Annotated in this window: 14 protein-coding genes and 1 tRNA gene; 14 read left to right on the plus strand and 1 reads right to left on the minus strand. The window is 73.2% G+C overall.

The features are described 5' to 3' along the window. Positions 1–54: 54 nt before the first annotated feature. Positions 55–816: a class I SAM-dependent methyltransferase gene (locus K7862_RS04290; RefSeq protein ID WP_222960724.1), complete on the minus strand. Its 762-nt coding sequence runs from the start codon at positions 814–816 to the stop codon at positions 55–57. 194 nt (positions 817–1,010) lie between these two features. Between K7862_RS04290 and K7862_RS04295 the strand changes: the two genes are divergently transcribed. The 14 genes from K7862_RS04295 (at position 1,011) to K7862_RS04360 (ending at position 16,542) form a co-directional block, all read left to right on the plus strand. Continuing rightward, positions 1,011–2,090 carry a glycoside hydrolase domain-containing protein gene (locus K7862_RS04295; protein WP_308011833.1) on the plus strand — a complete coding sequence of 360 codons (1,080 nt, stop codon included), beginning with the start codon at positions 1,011–1,013 and terminating at the stop codon, positions 2,088–2,090. Between the two features lie 192 nt (positions 2,091–2,282). Beyond that, positions 2,283–2,936, plus strand: coding sequence for a SurA N-terminal domain-containing protein (locus tag K7862_RS04300; protein WP_222960726.1), 654 nt, complete (start codon positions 2,283–2,285; stop codon positions 2,934–2,936). Positions 2,937–2,970: 34 nt separating this feature from the next. Further along, positions 2,971–4,143: a nucleoside triphosphate pyrophosphohydrolase gene (locus K7862_RS04305; RefSeq protein ID WP_222960728.1), complete on the plus strand. Its 1,173-nt coding sequence runs from the start codon at positions 2,971–2,973 to the stop codon at positions 4,141–4,143. Next, positions 4,140–4,877, plus strand: coding sequence for an endonuclease V (locus K7862_RS04310; RefSeq protein WP_262412665.1), 738 nt, complete (start codon positions 4,140–4,142; stop codon positions 4,875–4,877). Before K7862_RS04305 ends, K7862_RS04310 begins: the two co-directional genes overlap by 4 nt. A gap of 179 nt (positions 4,878–5,056) precedes the next feature. Then, positions 5,057–6,322, plus strand: coding sequence for a cytochrome P450 family protein (locus tag K7862_RS04315; RefSeq protein WP_222960907.1), 1,266 nt, complete (start codon positions 5,057–5,059; stop codon positions 6,320–6,322). A gap of 193 nt (positions 6,323–6,515) precedes the next feature. Next, a complete protein-coding gene (locus tag K7862_RS04320) occupies positions 6,516–7,625 on the plus strand; it encodes a LysM peptidoglycan-binding domain-containing protein (protein WP_222960732.1) in 1,110 nt (369 codons plus the stop codon). A gap of 505 nt (positions 7,626–8,130) precedes the next feature. Then, entirely contained in the window at positions 8,131–8,826 is a 696-nt protein-coding gene (locus K7862_RS04325) for a transglycosylase family protein (RefSeq protein WP_222960734.1), read from the plus strand. A 332-nt stretch (positions 8,827–9,158) separates the two neighbouring features. Continuing rightward, positions 9,159–10,439 carry a phosphopyruvate hydratase gene (eno, locus tag K7862_RS04330; RefSeq protein WP_222960736.1) on the plus strand — a complete coding sequence of 427 codons (1,281 nt, stop codon included), beginning with the start codon at positions 9,159–9,161 and terminating at the stop codon, positions 10,437–10,439. Positions 10,440–10,570: 131 nt separating this feature from the next. After that, a complete protein-coding gene (locus K7862_RS04335; RefSeq protein ID WP_222960737.1) occupies positions 10,571–11,068 on the plus strand; it encodes an FtsB family cell division protein in 498 nt (165 codons plus the stop codon). Positions 11,069–11,226: 158 nt separating this feature from the next. After that, positions 11,227–11,829: a DUF501 domain-containing protein gene (locus K7862_RS04340; protein ID WP_222960909.1), complete on the plus strand. Its 603-nt coding sequence runs from the start codon at positions 11,227–11,229 to the stop codon at positions 11,827–11,829. Further along, entirely contained in the window at positions 11,826–12,779 is a 954-nt protein-coding gene (locus tag K7862_RS04345; RefSeq protein WP_222960739.1) for a Ppx/GppA phosphatase family protein, read from the plus strand. The genes K7862_RS04340 and K7862_RS04345 overlap by 4 nt, the downstream gene beginning before the upstream one ends. A gap of 361 nt (positions 12,780–13,140) precedes the next feature. After that, positions 13,141–14,529, plus strand: a complete 1,389-nt coding sequence (locus tag K7862_RS04350) for an NAD(P)/FAD-dependent oxidoreductase (protein ID WP_222960741.1) — start codon at positions 13,141–13,143, stop codon at positions 14,527–14,529. Positions 14,530–14,813: 284 nt separating this feature from the next. Continuing rightward, positions 14,814–16,163, plus strand: a complete 1,350-nt coding sequence (locus K7862_RS04355) for a class I SAM-dependent methyltransferase (protein WP_222960742.1) — start codon at positions 14,814–14,816, stop codon at positions 16,161–16,163. A gap of 295 nt (positions 16,164–16,458) precedes the next feature. Continuing rightward, positions 16,459–16,542: transfer RNA gene (locus K7862_RS04360), tRNA-Leu, on the plus strand. The last annotated feature ends 6 nt before the right edge of the window (positions 16,543–16,548 follow it).

The raw sequence follows: 16,548 nt of genomic DNA on the forward strand, positions 1-16,548 counted from the left end.
CCGCGGGCCGGGCACCCGCCGGCCCGCGTGCCCGACGGGTGCCCGGGGGCCGTCTCACACCGGCAGCGCCCGCGCCCAGGTCCCGTCCTCGGTGAGGTAGGTGTCGAGGGCGAGCCCGGCGCCGGCCAGCGCGGCGGTGAACTCCGCGGCGTCCAGCGGCCGGGACAGGAACGTCTGCGTCCAGCGTGCGTCGGGGAAGACGTACTCCACGTGCACCGAGCGCACGCCGGGCGCGACGGGCTCGGAGGACAGGACCCGGGAGACGCCGTCGCCGAGGGACGCCTCACGCGGCAGCCCGGTGTGCCAGCCGTCGCCCTCGCGCTGGACGAGGACGCAGCCGCCGTCGGCGACATGGCGTCGGCAGGCGCGCAGCAGGGCCTGCCGCTTCTCAGGGTCCGGGGCGTGCACGAGGAAGGACGCCAGCAGCACCGCGTCGAAGCGCTCCTCGCCGAGGTCGAGGGTCTCGATCGGGGAGTGGACGGTGCGCACGCCCGGGACGCGGGCCTCGACGCGGTCCAGCATGGCGCGGGACTCGTCGACGGCCGTCACGGCGAAGCCGCGGGCGGCGAGCGGTCCGGTCACGCGGCCGGCGCCGGAGCCGAGTTCCAGGAGGGTGGCCCCGGCGGGCACGGCCTGCTGGACGACGTCGGGTTCGTTGCGCACGGGCAGCCGTACATAGAGGTCGACGGCGCACCCGTCCGGCGTGATCGCGCCCGGTCCCGTGCCCTGATGTCCTTCGCGCGGTGCCTCGGCAGGTAGTGACTCGGTGCGCGGTGACTCGGTGCGCCGTGATTCGCTACGCGGTGATTCGCTCATGCCCGCCATCCGAGCACGGCCGGCCTAAAACCCCGGTAACGGCCGCCCTCGGCGGCCCTCTTACCCCTCTCACCACCCTGATTGTCAACGCGTTCGGGTGACGGTCATACTTGCTGGGCTCCGTGAGGCGATCACCGGAGTCCGGGCCGTTCTGACACGGCCGGCGATGAGCCCACCGAACCTGATGAGGTCCCGTGTCGCACCGACGCCTGCCCAAGCCCCGCTGGCACCGCTACGCCGCCATTGCCGCCGGTGTCATCGTCATCGCCGGCGGTGCGGCCTGGGCGGAGGCCGCCTCCGGCGGGAACGGCGGAACGGCCACGGGCGCGGCGGCGTCGTCGTCGCCCGGCGCCACCGGCCCGTCGGACCAGGCGTCGTCCGGGGCGCTCAAGCCGCTGGACGGCACGGCGAGCCCGTCGGCGATCCCCAGCGGCAGCGCCTCCGCCTCGGCGTCGGCCACCGCGAGCGGCGGCACGGCCACCACCACGCCCGTGAAGGCCACCATGCCCGCCCGGGTCACCAGCCAGCCGTCGTTCTCGGGCCGGGTCTCGCAGCCGTCCACAGCGGCCAAGGTGTTCACCGGGCTCGCCTTCGACACCTGCACGGCGCCCTCGGCCACCACGATGAGCGCCTGGCGCGCCCACTCTCCGTACGGCGCCGCGGCCGTCTACGTCGGCGGCCGCAACCGCGGCTGCGCCCAGCCGCAGCTCACCTCGTCCTGGGTGCGGACGGTGACCACGGCCGGCTGGAAGCTCGTCCCGCTGTACGTCGGCGCGCAGCCGCCGTGCCAGACCAGCTCCAACCCGGAGCGGATCACCGCCACCAACGCGACCTCGCTCGGCACGACCGACGGGGCCGACGCGGTGGCGAAGGCGCAGGCGCTCGGGATGCGGGCGGGCAGCGCGATCTACCTGGACATGGAGGCGTTCGACTCCAGCGACACCTCGTGCGTGTCGTCCGTCCTCAGCTACATCCGGGCGTGGGACCGGGCGCTGCACGTCCACGACTACTGGGCCGGCTTCTACGGCTTCACCTCCTCCAGCGCCGCCGTCGTCGCCCAGGCGAAGAGCACGACCCCCGGCATGCCCGACGCGCTCTGGTACGCCAAGTACGACGGCAACGCGTCCACCACGACCGGCTTCCCGTTCTCCTCGGGCCTGTACACCGGGCACCGGCGCGGCCACCAGTACCTGGTGAACCAGAAGGAGTCGTACGGCGGGGCGAGCGTGACCGTGGACCGCGACGCGTGGGACGCGCCGGTCGCCGTCGTCTGACACCCCGCCGACACCCGGACGGACGGCGCGAACCGGGGCGCAACCGCCCGCTTCCGGCGCGGGATCCGCGCCCCGGGCGGCGTCCCGGGTGATCGGGTTCTGCGGAGTGCTGGATATCGGCGGGGCCGGGGAAATAGGCTCGGGGCGATCATTTTCGTCAGCGCGAGGTTCGTTCTCCTGCCGGGAGGCACCATGGTCCGCCGTCGCACCGCCGTCTCGTTGGCCGCCGCAGCGCTGCTGCTCGCATCCCCCGCGCTCACCGCGTGCGGATCGAGTCCGGCGCACGCGGGCGCCGCGGCCGTCGTGGGCGACCACCGGATCACCATGGCCACGCTGCAGTCGCAGGTCAACGACCTGCGCAGCGCAGCCGCCAAGTCGCCGCAGGGCCAGCAGCTGCTGGACTCGGCGGGCAATCTGCCGAGCCAGTTGCTGGGCCGGCTCGTCGAGGACGAGGTCCTCGACCGCACGCTGACCGACGCCGGGCTGTCCGTCACACCGGGCGAGGTGCAGCAGGAACACACCGCCGCGCTCCAGCAGTTCAACGGGAACGAGGCCGAACTCGACACCACGCTGCTGACGCAGTACGGCGTCGCGCCCGGCGACATCGACCACTTCTTCCGCCGCAACGTCGCCTTCTCCAAGATCATCCAGAACCTGGGCTACCAGCCGGGCAGCGACGGCGGCAACGCGGCGCTGCAGCAGGCGGTGGTGAAGACCTCCCAGCGCCTAGGCGTGCGGATCAACCCGCGCTACGGCACCTGGGACGCGAAGAAGGGCACCATCGGTACCGAGACCGACCCGTGGGTGGTGAGCAAGACCCAGGTCGCGGCGCCCACCGGCGCGTGATCCGGCTGTCCGCGCGGCGGGGTACGTTCGAGGGGTGAACGACGTGAACGCCCCCGCGGAGCCCGACGGCGCCGTGCCGCCCGGCCGCCTGGTCCTGCTCACCACCAGCCACCGGGTCGCGCCCGGACAGCTCTCCTGGCCCGCGTGGCAGGTGCTGCGGGAGGCCGACCTGGTGGTGTGCGCCGATCCGGGGCACCCGCAGCTGCCCTATCTGCGCGAGGCCGGCGTCCGCTGCGAGGTGGCGGACCCGAGCGGGCGCGAACTGGTCGACGCCACCGAGGGCGGCCGCACCGTGGTGTATCTGCCGCCGTCCGGCGGGGCGTCGCCGGCCGTCACCGACGAGCTCGCGCGGCTCGGCGGTTCGGGACGCGTGCAGATGCCCGACCTGGAACTGCTGCCCGGTTCCTGGGATCTGCCCGGCGCACGGCTGATCGACCTGGTGCAGGTGATGGACCGGATCCGGGCCGAGTGCCCGTGGAGCAGCCTGCGTACCCACGAGGACCTCGCCAAGTACGGCATCGAGGAGATGTACGAACTGGTCGAGGCGATCGAGGAGGGCGACCGGGAGGCGGTCAAGGAGGAGCTCGGCGACGTCCTGCTCCAGGTGGTCTTCCACGCCGCGATCGCCGAGGGCGACCCCGAGGAGCCGTTCGGCATCGACGACGTGGCCGCCGGGCTGGTCGCCAAGCTCGTCCACCGGCATCCGCACATCTACGGCGACGAGGTCGCGGAGACCCCCGAGCAGGTGCAGGCGAACTGGGTGCGGCTCAAGGGCGTGGAGAAGGCCCGCGACTCCGTCACCGACGGCGTGCCGCTGGCCTCGCCCGCGCTCGCGCTGGCCGCCAAGCTCGCCGGGCGTGCCCGTGGCGCGGATCTGCCGCTGCCGGTCACCCCGCCCGCGCCGCTGTACGACGACGAGACCGCGCTCGGCGACCACCTGCTCGCCGAGGCGGCGACCGCGCAGAGCGCCGGCGTCGACCCCGAGGCCGCCCTGCGCCACGCCGCCCGCCGCTACCGGGAGGCGCTGCGCCGGGCGGAGACCGAGGCACGCGAGGCGGTGTCCGGCCCGGACCCGGCCGACACCACGCCCTGGGGTGAGGCCGACCCGGGCGCGGAGCGGGACATGCGGCCGGGGGAAGAAGGGGAAGAAGGGGAAGAGGCGGAGGCCGGCGACGCGACCGAGCGCCGCGACGACGGGAACGGCTGACCGTGCACATCGACGTCCCCTCCGCCTGGCCGGCCGACGAGGCCGCCGCGCTCGCCCTGCAGGACCGGCTGCGGCCGCTGGCCGACCACCGCGGCCCGGGCCCGGCGCACCCGCGCCTGGTCGCCGGGCTGGACGTGGCCTACGCCGGCGACGGGCGCGCCACCGGCGATCTGGTCGCGGCCGCCGTCGTGGTGATCGACACCGCCACGCTGGAGGTGGTCGAGCGCGCCACCGCCACCGCGACGAGCACCTTCCCCTACATCCCCGGTCTCTTTGCCTATCGGGAACTCCCGGTGCTGGTCGAGGCGTTGCGCGCCCTGCGGACCACGCCCGAGCTGCTGCTGTGCGACGGGCACGGCCTGGCCCACCCGCGGCGCTTCGGACTGGCCTGCCACCTCGGGGTGCTCACCGGCCTGCCGACCGCGGGTGTCGCCAAGACGCCCTTCGTCGGCACCTTCGACCCGGCGGCGCTCGGCGGGTCCCGCGGTTCGTCCGCGGACCTGGTCGACGCGGGCGAGACCGTCGGGCGGGTCCTGCGGACGCAGGACGGCGTGAAACCGGTCTACGTCTCCACCGGCCACCTCGTCGATCTGCCGACGGCCTGCGCGCAGGTGCTCGCCCTCGCGCCCGCCTACCGGCTGCCGGAGACCACCCGGCAGGCCGACCGCCTGAGCAGGGACGCCCTGGCCGCGGCGGCCGGGCGGGTCACGGCGGCCGATACCGTCGAGGGGTGAACGACCCCCGCCCCGACGCCCGCCCCGCCCGCGACCCCCGCCCCGCCCGCGACCCCCGCCCCGTCCGCGACCCCGGATCCGCTCCCGAACCGGCGGCCCCCGAACCCGCCGCCCGTGACCCCCACCGCCCCGGCGCCGGCACCCCGGCCGCGCCCGTCGCCGTCCCCGGCCCCGAGGGGATGCCCGAACTCTTCTCGTGGGAGTTCGCCACCGACCCGTACCCCGCCTACGCGTGGCTGCGCGAGCACGCGCCGGTGCGCTGGACGCGGCTGCCGAGCGGCGTGGACGCCTGGCTGGTGACCCGGTACGCGGACGCGCGAGAGGCGCTGGCCGACGCGCGGCTGAGCAAGAACCCGGTGCACCACGCGGACGAGGCCGGCGCGCGGGGCAAGACCGGCATTCCGGGGGAGCGCGGCGCGGACCTGATGACGCATCTGCTGAACATCGACCCGCCGGACCACACCCGGCTGCGGCGGCTGGTGTCGAAGGCGTTCACCCCCCGCCGGGTCGCCGCGTTCGCCCCGCGCGTCGCCGAGCTGACGGACCGCTTCATCGACGGGTTCGCCGCCGAGGGGCACGCGGATCTCATCCACGCGTTCGCGTTCCCGCTGCCGATCTACGCGATCTGCGACCTGCTGGGCGTGCCGCCCGAGGACCAGGACGACTTCCGTGACTGGGCCGGGATGATGATCCGTCACGGCGGCGGCCCGCGCGGCGGCGTCGCGCGCTCGGTCAAGCGGATGCGGGCGTATCTGGTGGAGCTGATCCACCGCAAGCGCGGCGACCTCGGCGACGACCTGATCTCCGGGCTGATCCGGGCGAGCGACCACGGCGAGCACCTGACGGAGAACGAGGCCGCCGCGATGGCCTTCATCCTGCTGTTCGCCGGGTTCGAGACGACGGTCAACCTGATCGGCAACGGGATGCACACCCTGCTGCGCCACCCCGCGCAGCGCGCCGCCCTGCAGGAGTCGCTGGCGCGCGGCGAGGAGGGCCTGCTGGAGACGGCGGTCGAGGAACTGCTGCGTTTCGACGGTCCGGTGGAGCTCGCCACCTGGCGGTACGCCACCGAGCCGCTGACCATCGGCGGGCAGCCGGTGGCCGCGGGGGACCCGGTCCTGGTCGTGCTGGCGGCGGCGGACCGTGATCCCGGGCGGTTCGCCGGGCCCGACACCGTCGACCTGGCCCGCCGCGACAACCCCCATCTCGGGTACGGGCACGGCATCCACTACTGCCTGGGCGCGCCGCTGGCCCGGCTGGAGGCGAGGACCGCGCTCGCCACGCTGCTGACCCGGCTGCCCGATCTGCGGCTCGCCGCGGAACCGGAGGATCTGCGCTGGCGCGGGGGTCTGATCATGCGTGGACTGCGCACCCTGCCGGTGGCCTTCACGCCGGAGCCGGCGGCCGTGCGGGGCAGGCACGGTGACACACCGTCACCTCCGTGACCGCGACGTGATGACCGCTACATCGACTTGTGATCCGTTGGCCAACACCGCTACGTTCTGCGATCAGCGCGAGGCATCCACGGCTCGCGCCGCGCGCCGCCCCACAGGCTCGGGCTGCCGCCGGGTGGCCGCACCGCCGCCCCCACGGCGGACGCCCGCGCCGGCGCGTACGGCCAAACGAAAGGCGTACCGCATGCTCTCGTCCGGTAACGGCAGGCACCGGCGTCCCCGTCCCACCCCGGCCGCCGTCGTGACCGTCGCGACCGCGGCCGCGACCGGCGCCGGGATCGCGCTTCCGCTGCTGGGGGCGACCGTCGCCCAGGCCGCGGACAGCAGCACCTGGGACAGGGTCGCCGTCTGCGAGACCGGCGGCCTGTGGAGTGCGAACACCGGCAACGGCTTCTACGGCGGGCTGGCCATCACCCAGACGACCTGGGTCGAGTTCGGCGGCGGCGAGTACGCCGACCGTCCGGACCTGGCGTCCCGCGCCCAGCAGATCACCGTGGCCGAGCGGATCCTCGAGGGGCTCGGCCCGGACGCGTGGCCCGGCTGCGAGAAGAAGACCGGGCTGCAGAAGGACACGTCCAAGCCGGACGTGGACCCCGGCACCCCTTCGCCCAGGCCGACCCTGCCGGGCCTGCCGCTGCCCACACTGCCGGACGTCCCCGCGACGCCGACGGCCGGTTCGCCGAGCGGTGACAGCACCGCCGGCACGCCGTCCACGTCGCCGGCGACCGGCCCCGCCGCCTCCGGCGGCCAGAACGGCTCCGGCGACGCGAACGGCTCCGGCGGCTACGGCGATCAGGACGGCTCCGGCGACACGGGCGGCTCCAACACCGACCCGGAGTCCGCGCCGCCGACCACGGGGGCCACCACGTCCGGTGACGCCCAGGGGACCACGCCCGGCGTCCCCGGCACACCGCCGTCCACCACGACGCCGGCCGACGGCGCGACCACGCCCGCGGACCCCGGCCAGGGCGGCGGACGGCACGCCAAGCCGTACAGCCCGACCGACGAGGAGCTCGCGGCCGCCGACCGGGCCAGCCGCACCGAGCTGTACTCCACGACCGGTCAGGACGCGACCGGCTCGTCGTCGGCTACCCCGGGTAACGCCAACAAGGGCGACAACTCGGGCACTTCGGGAACGGGCGCCTACCGCATCGGCCTCGGCGACACGCTCTCCTCGATCGCGTCGGGCCATCACGTCCAGGGTGGGTGGCACGCGCTCTACGACACCAACCACCAAGTGATCGGCGACGACCCGAATCTCATCAAACCCGGACAGATCCTCAACCTCGGCTGAAATCAAGGGTCATGGCGGCCGGAAGACAAAACGGACGAACCGCTTTCCGTCGCCCCCTCCGGGATGTGACAAGGGTCTCCCCGGCCGCTGTGACCGTCCGCTCGCGGAGCGCTGAGATCGACCCCTCCGACCTGCGGTTTACCCCACCGGCCGAACATGCGGGCGCAGTTGGCGCCCGATATCGGATCGTTTGAACTCCTCGCGAGGGTGTGTTTAACGTCTTCTCGCTCGCCACAGCGAGCCCCGCCGGATCGGAACGCCGAGTCCTGCCGCCGGCCGACGGGAACAGTCGACGCGAGAGCGCCGTAGGCAGGAGCGGGGGACCCACAAGTCTTCCGCCGGACCGGCGGACGTACGCGCGCAGCACCGGACAGCAATCCGCTGCGGTACGTACGGAGCCGGGCCGGCTAGGGGTGAAGCCGATAGCGCCGCGACGCGGCCAGGCCGGGCAGCTCACGTCCGAACCCGACAGCTGACCTCGCAGGCGTCGGTGAGGACTAACACCATGGGTAAGCACCGTCGTCCCTCGAGCAAGACGCTCGTCCGTCTCGCTTCCGTCGCCGGCGTCGCCGGCACCGCGATCGCCGTTCCGCTGATCGGCGCCACCTCCTCCTCCGCCGCCTCGGTCGCCACCTGGGACGCCGTGGCGCAGTGCGAGTCCGGCGGCAACTGGCACATCAACACCGGCAACGGCTACTACGGCGGCCTGCAGTTCTCGCAGTCCAGCTGGGCCGCGGCCGGCGGCCTGCAGTACGCCTCGCGCGCCGACCTGGCCACCAAGGACCAGCAGATAGCCGTCGCCGAGAAGCTGCTCGCGATGCAGGGCCCGTCCGCCTGGACCTGCGCCCCGGCCGGCGGCCTGACCGCCGGTGGCCCGTCCCCCGACATCAACACCGGCGGTTCGTCGAGCTCCTCCAGCTCGTCCTCCTCCACCCAGGCCAGCTCCTCCAGCTCGTCGAGCACCAAGAGCTCCACCTCGTCCTCGACCTCCTCCCACAGCGCCACCTCGTGGAAGAAGAGCACCTGGACGCACCACGCCAAGGGCCACGGCAGCTACGTCGTCCACGCCGGCGACACCCTGTCCAAGATCGCCAAGGCGCAGCACGTCTCCGGCGGCTGGCACAAGCTGTTCGAGCTGAACAAGGACACGGTCAAGAACGCCGACCTGATCTACCCGGGCCAGCACCTGACCCTGGGCTGACCGCCGGCCGAAGACCGGCCGACCGCCCGCTGACGCCCGGCTGCTCACCGGCCGGCCACGCGACGATTGCGAACCGTCCCCCCGCGACCCCGCCCCCGCACGCACTCCCCCTGGATCCCCAGGCGTGCCGGGGGCGGGGTCGTCGTCACCCCGGCTCGTCGCCGCGGCTCGTCGCCCCGGCCCGTCACCGGGCTCGTGGCCCCGCCGCTGGGCCGTCCGGGCGCCCGACTTCCGTCTCAGGGGTCGGGCCGACAGCCGGTCCACGGGTCCCGGGCGGTTAGGCTCGTCCCGAAAAAGGCGAGAAGACATCTCAGCTCTCTGAAGGAGACAACGTGCCGTCCATCGACGTCGTCGTAGCCCGGGAAATCCTCGACTCGCGAGGCAACCCCACCGTCGAGGTCGAGGTCGGCCTCGACGACGGCAGCACCGGCCGTGCCGCCGTGCCGTCCGGCGCCTCCACCGGCGCCTTCGAGGCCCTCGAGCTCCGTGACGGCGACAAGAACCGTTACCAGGGCAAGGGCGTCGAGAAGGCCGTCCTCGCGGTGATCGAGCAGATCGGCCCGGAGCTCGTCGGCTACGACGCCACCGAGCAGCGGCTGATCGACCAGGCGATGTTCGACCTGGACGCGACCCCGGACAAGTCCTCGCTCGGCGCCAACGCCATCCTCGGCGTCTCGCTCGCCGTCGCGCACGCCGCCTCCGAGGCGTCCGACCTGCCGCTCTTCCGCTACCTCGGCGGACCGAACGCGCACATCCTGCCGGTGCCGATGATGAACATCCTCAACGGCGGCTCGCACGCGGACTCCAACGTCGACATCCAGGAGTTCATGATCGCCCCGATCGGCGCGGAGTCCTTCTCCGAGGCCGTCCGCTGGGGCGCCGAGGTCTACCACACGCTCAAGGGCGTGCTGAAGTCCCGCGGCCTGTCCACCGGCCTGGGCGACGAGGGCGGCTTCGCCCCGAACCTCGGCTCCAACCGCGAGGCCCTCGACCTCATCCTCGAGGCCATCAAGCTCGCCGGCTACACCCCCGGCCAGGACGTCGCGCTCGCGCTGGACGTGGCCGCCTCCGAGTTCTACAAGGACGGCGCCTACGCGTTCGAGGGCAAGTCCCGCTCGGCCGCCGAGATGACCGAGTACTACGCGGAGCTGGTCGACGCCTACCCGCTGGTCTCCATCGAGGACCCGCTGTTCGAGGACGACTGGGACGGCTGGAAGACCATCACCGACAAGCTCGGCGCCAAGGTGCAGCTCGTCGGCGACGACCTGTTCGTCACCAACCCCGAGCGCCTGCAGAAGGGCATCGACAACGGCACCGCCAACGCGCTGCTGGTGAAGGTGAACCAGATCGGTTCGCTCACCGAGACGCTGGACGCGGTCGAGCTGGCCCAGCGCAACGGCTACAAGTGCATGATGTCGCACCGCTCCGGCGAGACCGAGGACGTCACCATCGCCGACCTGGCCGTCGCGGTGAACTGCGGCCAGATCAAGACCGGTGCCCCGGCCCGCTCCGAGCGCGTCGCCAAGTACAACCAGCTCCTGCGCATCGAGGAGATCCTGGACGACGCCGCGGTCTACGCCGGCCGCAGCGCCTTCCCGCGCTTCAAGGGCTGATCACCCGGCAGCACAGCTCGGCACCGCACCGCACTGCGGCTCGTGCCGTCACCGCCGCTCCGTACGTCCCCGCACCCGGTCCCGTACCGTGGGCGGGGACGTGCGCGTGACGGCGACGAGGGGAGTGACTCGTGGGGGCGGACCGGTTCTCCACCGCGGCCCGGCTGAAGGCCATCGGGCAGGAGGCGCAGGCGCGGGTGTACCGGGCCGCGACCCGGCGCCCGGTGCGGCGCAACAAGCTGACCGGCCGCGCCGCCCTGCTCGCCCTCGTGCTGTGCGCCCTGGTGGTGGCCCTGGCCTATCCGATGCGGCAGTACGTCGCCCAGCGCTCCGATATCGCCGACCAGCGCCGCCAGGCGCGCGAGGCGGAGAACAAGGTGGAGCAGCTGCGCCAGGAGAAGGCCCGCTGGCAGGACCCGGACTACGTCCGCGCCCAGGCCCGGGAGCACCTGCACTACCTGATGCCGGGGGAGACCGGCTACCAGGTCGCGGGCGCGCCGGCCCCCGCCGGCGACCCGGCGGCCGAGCACCGCGCGACCAGCGAGGCTGCGGCCCACCGCCCGTGGTACGACAATCTTTGGAACGGCGTGGACCGGGCCGACGCGGCCGCCGCCCCCCGTTCGCACTGACCCGCACCGCACTGACCCCGCACCGCACTGACCCCGCATCGCGCGGGACCGCGGCCGGCGCGCCCAGCGCCCGGACCCGCGCCCGACCCGCGCACCCGACATGCCTCCCGCGGAGGCGGAAGGCTTCAGAACGGCTCATGAACAGCTCCGAGGACTCCATCCCGACTCCGCCGCCGGTCCCCACGCCGCCCAGCGCGGCCGACATCGCCGCCGTACGCGCCCAGTTGGGCCGCCCGCCGCGCGGTCTGCGGGCCGTCGCCCACCGCTGTCCCTGCGGCAACCCGGACGTGGTCGAGACCCAGCCGCGGCTGGAGGACGGCACGCCCTTCCCGACGCTGTACTACCTGACGTGCCCGCGCGCGGCCTCCGCGATCGGGACGCTGGAGGCGGACGGCGTGATGAAGCGGATGACGGCCCGGCTGGCCGGGGACGAGGAACTGGCCGCCGGCTACCGCGCCGCGCACGAGGACTACATCGCCCGCCGCGACGCCGTCGAGGTGCTGGAGGGCTTCCCCAGCGCCGGCGGCATGCCGGACCGGGTCAAGTGCCTGCACGTGCTGGCCGGCCACGCGCTGGCGGTCGGCCGCGGCGTCAACCCGCTCGGCGACGAGACGCTCGACCTGCTGCCCGACTGGTGGGCGAAGGGTCCCTGCGTGACGGTGACCGAGGACGGCACCGTCACGGCGCCCGACCCCGAGGCGGGCGGCTCCGCGACGGCGGCCGCGACGACCCCCGACGCCACCCCCGAGGAGTCCGCGTGAGCACGCGCGTCGCCGCTGTGGACTGCGGCACCAACTCCATCCGTCTGCTCGTCGCCGACCTCGACCCGGAGACCGGTGAACTGCGCGACCTCGACCGCAGGATGCGGATCGTGCGGCTCGGGCAGGGCGTGGACCGCACCGGGCGCCTCGCGCCGGAGGCGCTGGAGCGGACCTTCGCGGCGTGCCGGGAGTACGCCGAGGTGATCCGCGAGCACGGCGTGCCCACCGAGCGGATCCGCTTCGTGGCCACCTCCGCCTCGCGTGACGCGGAGAACCGTGACGACTTCGTGCGCGGCGTGGTCGCCATCCTGGGCGTCGAGCCCGAGGTGATCAGCGGCGACCAGGAGGCGGAGTTCTCCTTCACCGGCGCCACCCGCGAACTCACCGGCGAGCACGGCCTGCAGACGCCCTATCTGGTCGTCGACATCGGCGGCGGCTCCACCGAGTTCGTCCTCGGGGACGGTTCCGTGCGGGCCGCCCGCTCGGTGGACGTCGGCTGCGTGCGGATGACCGAGCGGCACCTGGTCCACGACGGCGCCGTCACCGACCCGCCCACGCCCGGGCAGGTCGCCGCGATGACCGCGGACATCGACGCCGCGCTGGACGAGGCGGCCCGTTCGGTGCCGCTCGACGAGGCGCGCACCCTGGTCGGGCTGGCCGGTTCGGTGACCACGGTCGCCGCGCTCGCGCTCGGCCTGGAGGTCTACGACTCCACCGTCATCCACCACTCGCGGGTGCCGCTGGAGCAGGTCCGGCGGATCAGCGCCCGCCTGCTGGCGGCCACCCACGCCGAGCGCGCCGCGCAGCCCGTCATCCACGAGGGCCGGGTCGACGTGATTGCCGCCGGGGCGCTCGTCCTGCTGCGCGTCATGGAGCGCGTCGGGGCCAAGGAGGTCGTGGTCAGCGAGCACGACATCCTCGACGGAATCGCCTGGAGCGTGCTCAGCTGAGGGTGCGCCGTTCCTGGTGAGCGGCCTGCCGGGTGTCCGGATCGTGGTCCGGCGACAACCTTTGTGAAACTCTTCACATGAAGTTCCCGGACGGAGGCCCGACTTTCCAAGGTCCACCGCCCCAATTCCCCTGGAATCCCTGGCGCGTCGGGGATTCCGGGGGCCCGCGCACCGCACCGTCCCAGCCGTCCGCCGGACGATCAACGCTGCTCAGCGCCATGTATAAACGGCGGGGGACCGCTGCGGCCCGCGCGGCGGACCGAGCCCCAGGTCATGAAGCCGCGCAGTGTAGCACAGGGTGTCCATCACCTTGTGAAGGGGCTCACGAGGACCCCCCTCGACCGTGCTCCATACTCAAAGCATGAGCACCACGGAGCGTCCACGGATCCTCGTAGTAGGCGGCGGTTACGTCGGCCTGTACGCGGCGCGTCGCATCATGAAGAAGATGCGGTACGGCGAGGCGACCGTCACGGTCGTCGACCCGCGCTCGTACATGACGTACCAGCCCTTCCTCCCCGAAACCGCAGCCGGCAGCATCTCCCCGCGGCATGTCGTCGTCCCGCTGCGACGCGTGCTTCCCGGGGCGGAGGTGCTCACCGGACGGGTCACCACCATCGACCAGGACCGCAAGGTCGCCTCGGTCGAGCCGCTCGTGGGTGAGTCCTACGAGCTGCCCTTCGACTACCTGGTGATCGCGCTCGGCGCGGTCTCCCGGACCTTCCCGATCCCCGGCCTGGCCGAGAACGGCATCGGTATGAAGGGTGTCGAGGAGGCCATCGGCCTGCGCAACCACGTCCTGGAGCAGCTGGACAAGGCCGACTCCACGACGGACGAGGACGTCCGCCGCAAGGCTCTGACCTTCGTCTTCGTCGGCGGCGGGTTCGCCGGCGCGGAGACCATCGGCGAGGTCGAGGACATGGCCCGCGACGCCGCCAAGTACTACCCGAACGTCAAGCGCGAGGACATGCGCTTCATCCTCGTCGACGCCGCGGACAAGATCCTCCCCGAGGTCGGCCCGCAGCTCGGCAAGTGGGGCCTGGAGCACCTCCAGGAGCGCGGCATCGAGGTCTACCTCAACACCTCGATGAAGTCCTGCGTCGACAAGCACGTGGTGCTCGCCAACGGGCTCGAGGTCGACGCCTCCACCATCGTGTGGACCGCCGGTGTGAAGCCGAACCCGGCGCTGGCCCGCTTCGGCCTGCCGCTCGGCCCCCGCGGTCACGTGGACACCGCGGCGACCCTCCAGGTCCAGGGCACGGACTACATCTGGGCCGCCGGCGACAACGCCCAGATCCCCGACCTCGCCGCCGGCGAGGGCGCCTGGTGCCCGCCGAACGCCCAGCACGCGCTGCGCCAGGCCAAGGTCCTCGGCGACAACGTGGTCTCGGGCATGCGGGGCTTCCCGCAGGGCGAGTACAAGCACGCCAACAAGGGCGCCGTCGCGGGCCTCGGCCTGCACAAGGGCGTCGCGATGATCGTCCTCGGCAAGACGAAGATCAAGCTCAAGGGCCGTCTGGCCTGGTACATGCACCGTGGCTACCACGGCCTTGCGGTGCCGACCTGGAACCGCAAGATCCGGGTCCTCGCCGACTGGACGCTGGGTATGTTCCTCAAGCGCGAGGTCGTCTCGCTCGGTGCGATCGAGCACCCGCGCGAGGAGTTCTACGAGGCCGCCCGTCCGATCCCGGCCCAGGCCGCCCCGGCTGTCCCGGCCCCGGCCGCGCCCGCCGAGAAGGCCGCCGCGTCCTGACGACCCGACGTCCGCCCGCCGCCGGCGCCTGAGCGCGCCGGCGACCGCGGCCGGCCGGCGGCTCAGTGACACGCGGCGACACAGCGCACAGCGCACGACGCCGAAGGGCGCCCGCCATCCGTGGTGCGGGCGCCCTTCGGCGTATCCGGGAACACCCGCGAACGGCCTCCCGGGCCGCCGCCGCGGGCCCCGGGACCGCCGGCCTGGGGCCTTCCGGGTCAACTACGTGTATCCGCAAGGTAGATATCCGGGTCAGGGTCGATTTCCGGTCGTAACCTCAGAGCATGGCTGACGCGGCTTCTCGCATCCTCGAACTCGCCGAGCACGCCCTCTCGACTGCGTTCCCGCTGCGCGTACGCGCCTGGGACGGCACCGAGGCCGGGCCCTCCGGCGCACCCGTACTGGTCCTCACCCGGCGCAAGGCCCTGCGCCGCCTGCTCTGGCGGCCCGGAGAACTGGGCCTGGCCCGCGCCTGGGTGGCCGGTGACCTGGACATCGAAGGCGACCTCTTCCAGGCACTGGACCTGCTCTCCGGACTCCTGTGGGAGCGGCCGGAAACCGGCCCCGCCCCCGGCCCCGTCCGCGGCACCGCCGAGGCGGTCCGCCGGGCCGCGACGGTGCTGCGCGACCCGGGGACGTACCGGCTGGCCCGCAGCGCGCTGGCCCTGTCCGGCCCAGGGCTGCCACCCGCCGCGCCACCGGAGGAGGTGCGCCGCCGGACCGGCATCGCGCACACCAAGCGCCGCGACAAGGCGGCCATCTCCCACCACTACGACGTCGGCAACGACTTCTACGAACTGGTCCTCGGGCCGACCATGGTCTACTCCTGCGCGGTATGGGGCCCGGAGGCCGCCGAGGCGGGCCCGGCCGGCCTGGACGACGCACAGCGGGCCAAGCTCGACCTGGTCTGCCGCAAGCTGGACCTGCGGCCCGGACAGCGACTGCTGGACGTCGGCTGCGGCTGGGGCTCGATGGTGCTGCACGCCGCCGAGCACTACGGGGTGCGCGCCACCGGCATCACCCTGTCCGTCGAACAGGCCGCGTACGCCCGCAAGCGCATCGCCGACGCCGGGCTCACCGCGCAGATCGAGATCCGCGTCCAGGACTACCGCGACGTCAGGGACGGCCCGTACGACGCGATCTCCTCGATCGGGATGGCCGAGCACGTCGGCAGCGAGCGCTACCTGGAGTACGCCCGCACCCTGTACGGGCTGGTGCGGCCGGGCGGACGGCTGCTCAACCACCAGATCGGCCGGCGGCCGCTGCGCGACGAGGAGGGCTACCACGTCGACGAGTTCATCGACCGCTACGTCTTCCCCGACGGGGAGCTGTCGCCCGTCGGCACCACCGTGGCCCGGCTGGAGGAGGCCGGCTTCGAGGTGCGCGACGTGGAGGCGCTGCGCGAGCACTACGCCCGCACCCTGCGTGCCTGGGTGGCCAATCTGGAGGCCGGGTGGCCGGCCGCCGTCGCCGCGACCTCCGAGGGCCGGGCGCGGGTGTGGCGGCTGTACATGGCGGCCTCGGCTGTCTCGTTCCAGCGCAACAGGATCGGCGTGAACCAGGTGCTGGCGGTGCGCACCCCCGAGGACGGCGATTCGGGGATGCCGGCGACCCGCACGGCGTGGCTGTCCTGACCGCCTGGGCCGCGGCGGCCCCCCGCGGCCCTCCAGCACCCCGCAGAATCGCGCCGCATCCCGCCGAACCAGGGAAAACGTTGCCCCCACGGTGGGTTCCCGCCCGGTCGCGGAGAGCGAAATCACGTCACTTGTGCGTAAGGGCTGTTGCTGCTGTGAAACTGCCCTGGGGTGCGGCGAGACCGCTCTGTTGCACCTGACGTCGCGTCAGTAACCCCTAAAATAAGACAACATGGCTACCGAGGCGTCCTGTTCACGACGCCTGAGACGGATACGCTTTCACTGCGCCCCGCCGGCCCGGATGGTGGAACGCAGACACGGCGAGCTTAAACCTCGCTGCCCCCACGTGGGCGTGCCGGTTCAAGTCCGGCTCCGGGCACTCGCA

This window comes from Actinacidiphila acidipaludis, from assembly GCF_019890725.1.
Lineage (GTDB): Bacteria > Actinomycetota > Actinomycetes > Streptomycetales > Streptomycetaceae > Actinacidiphila > Actinacidiphila acidipaludis.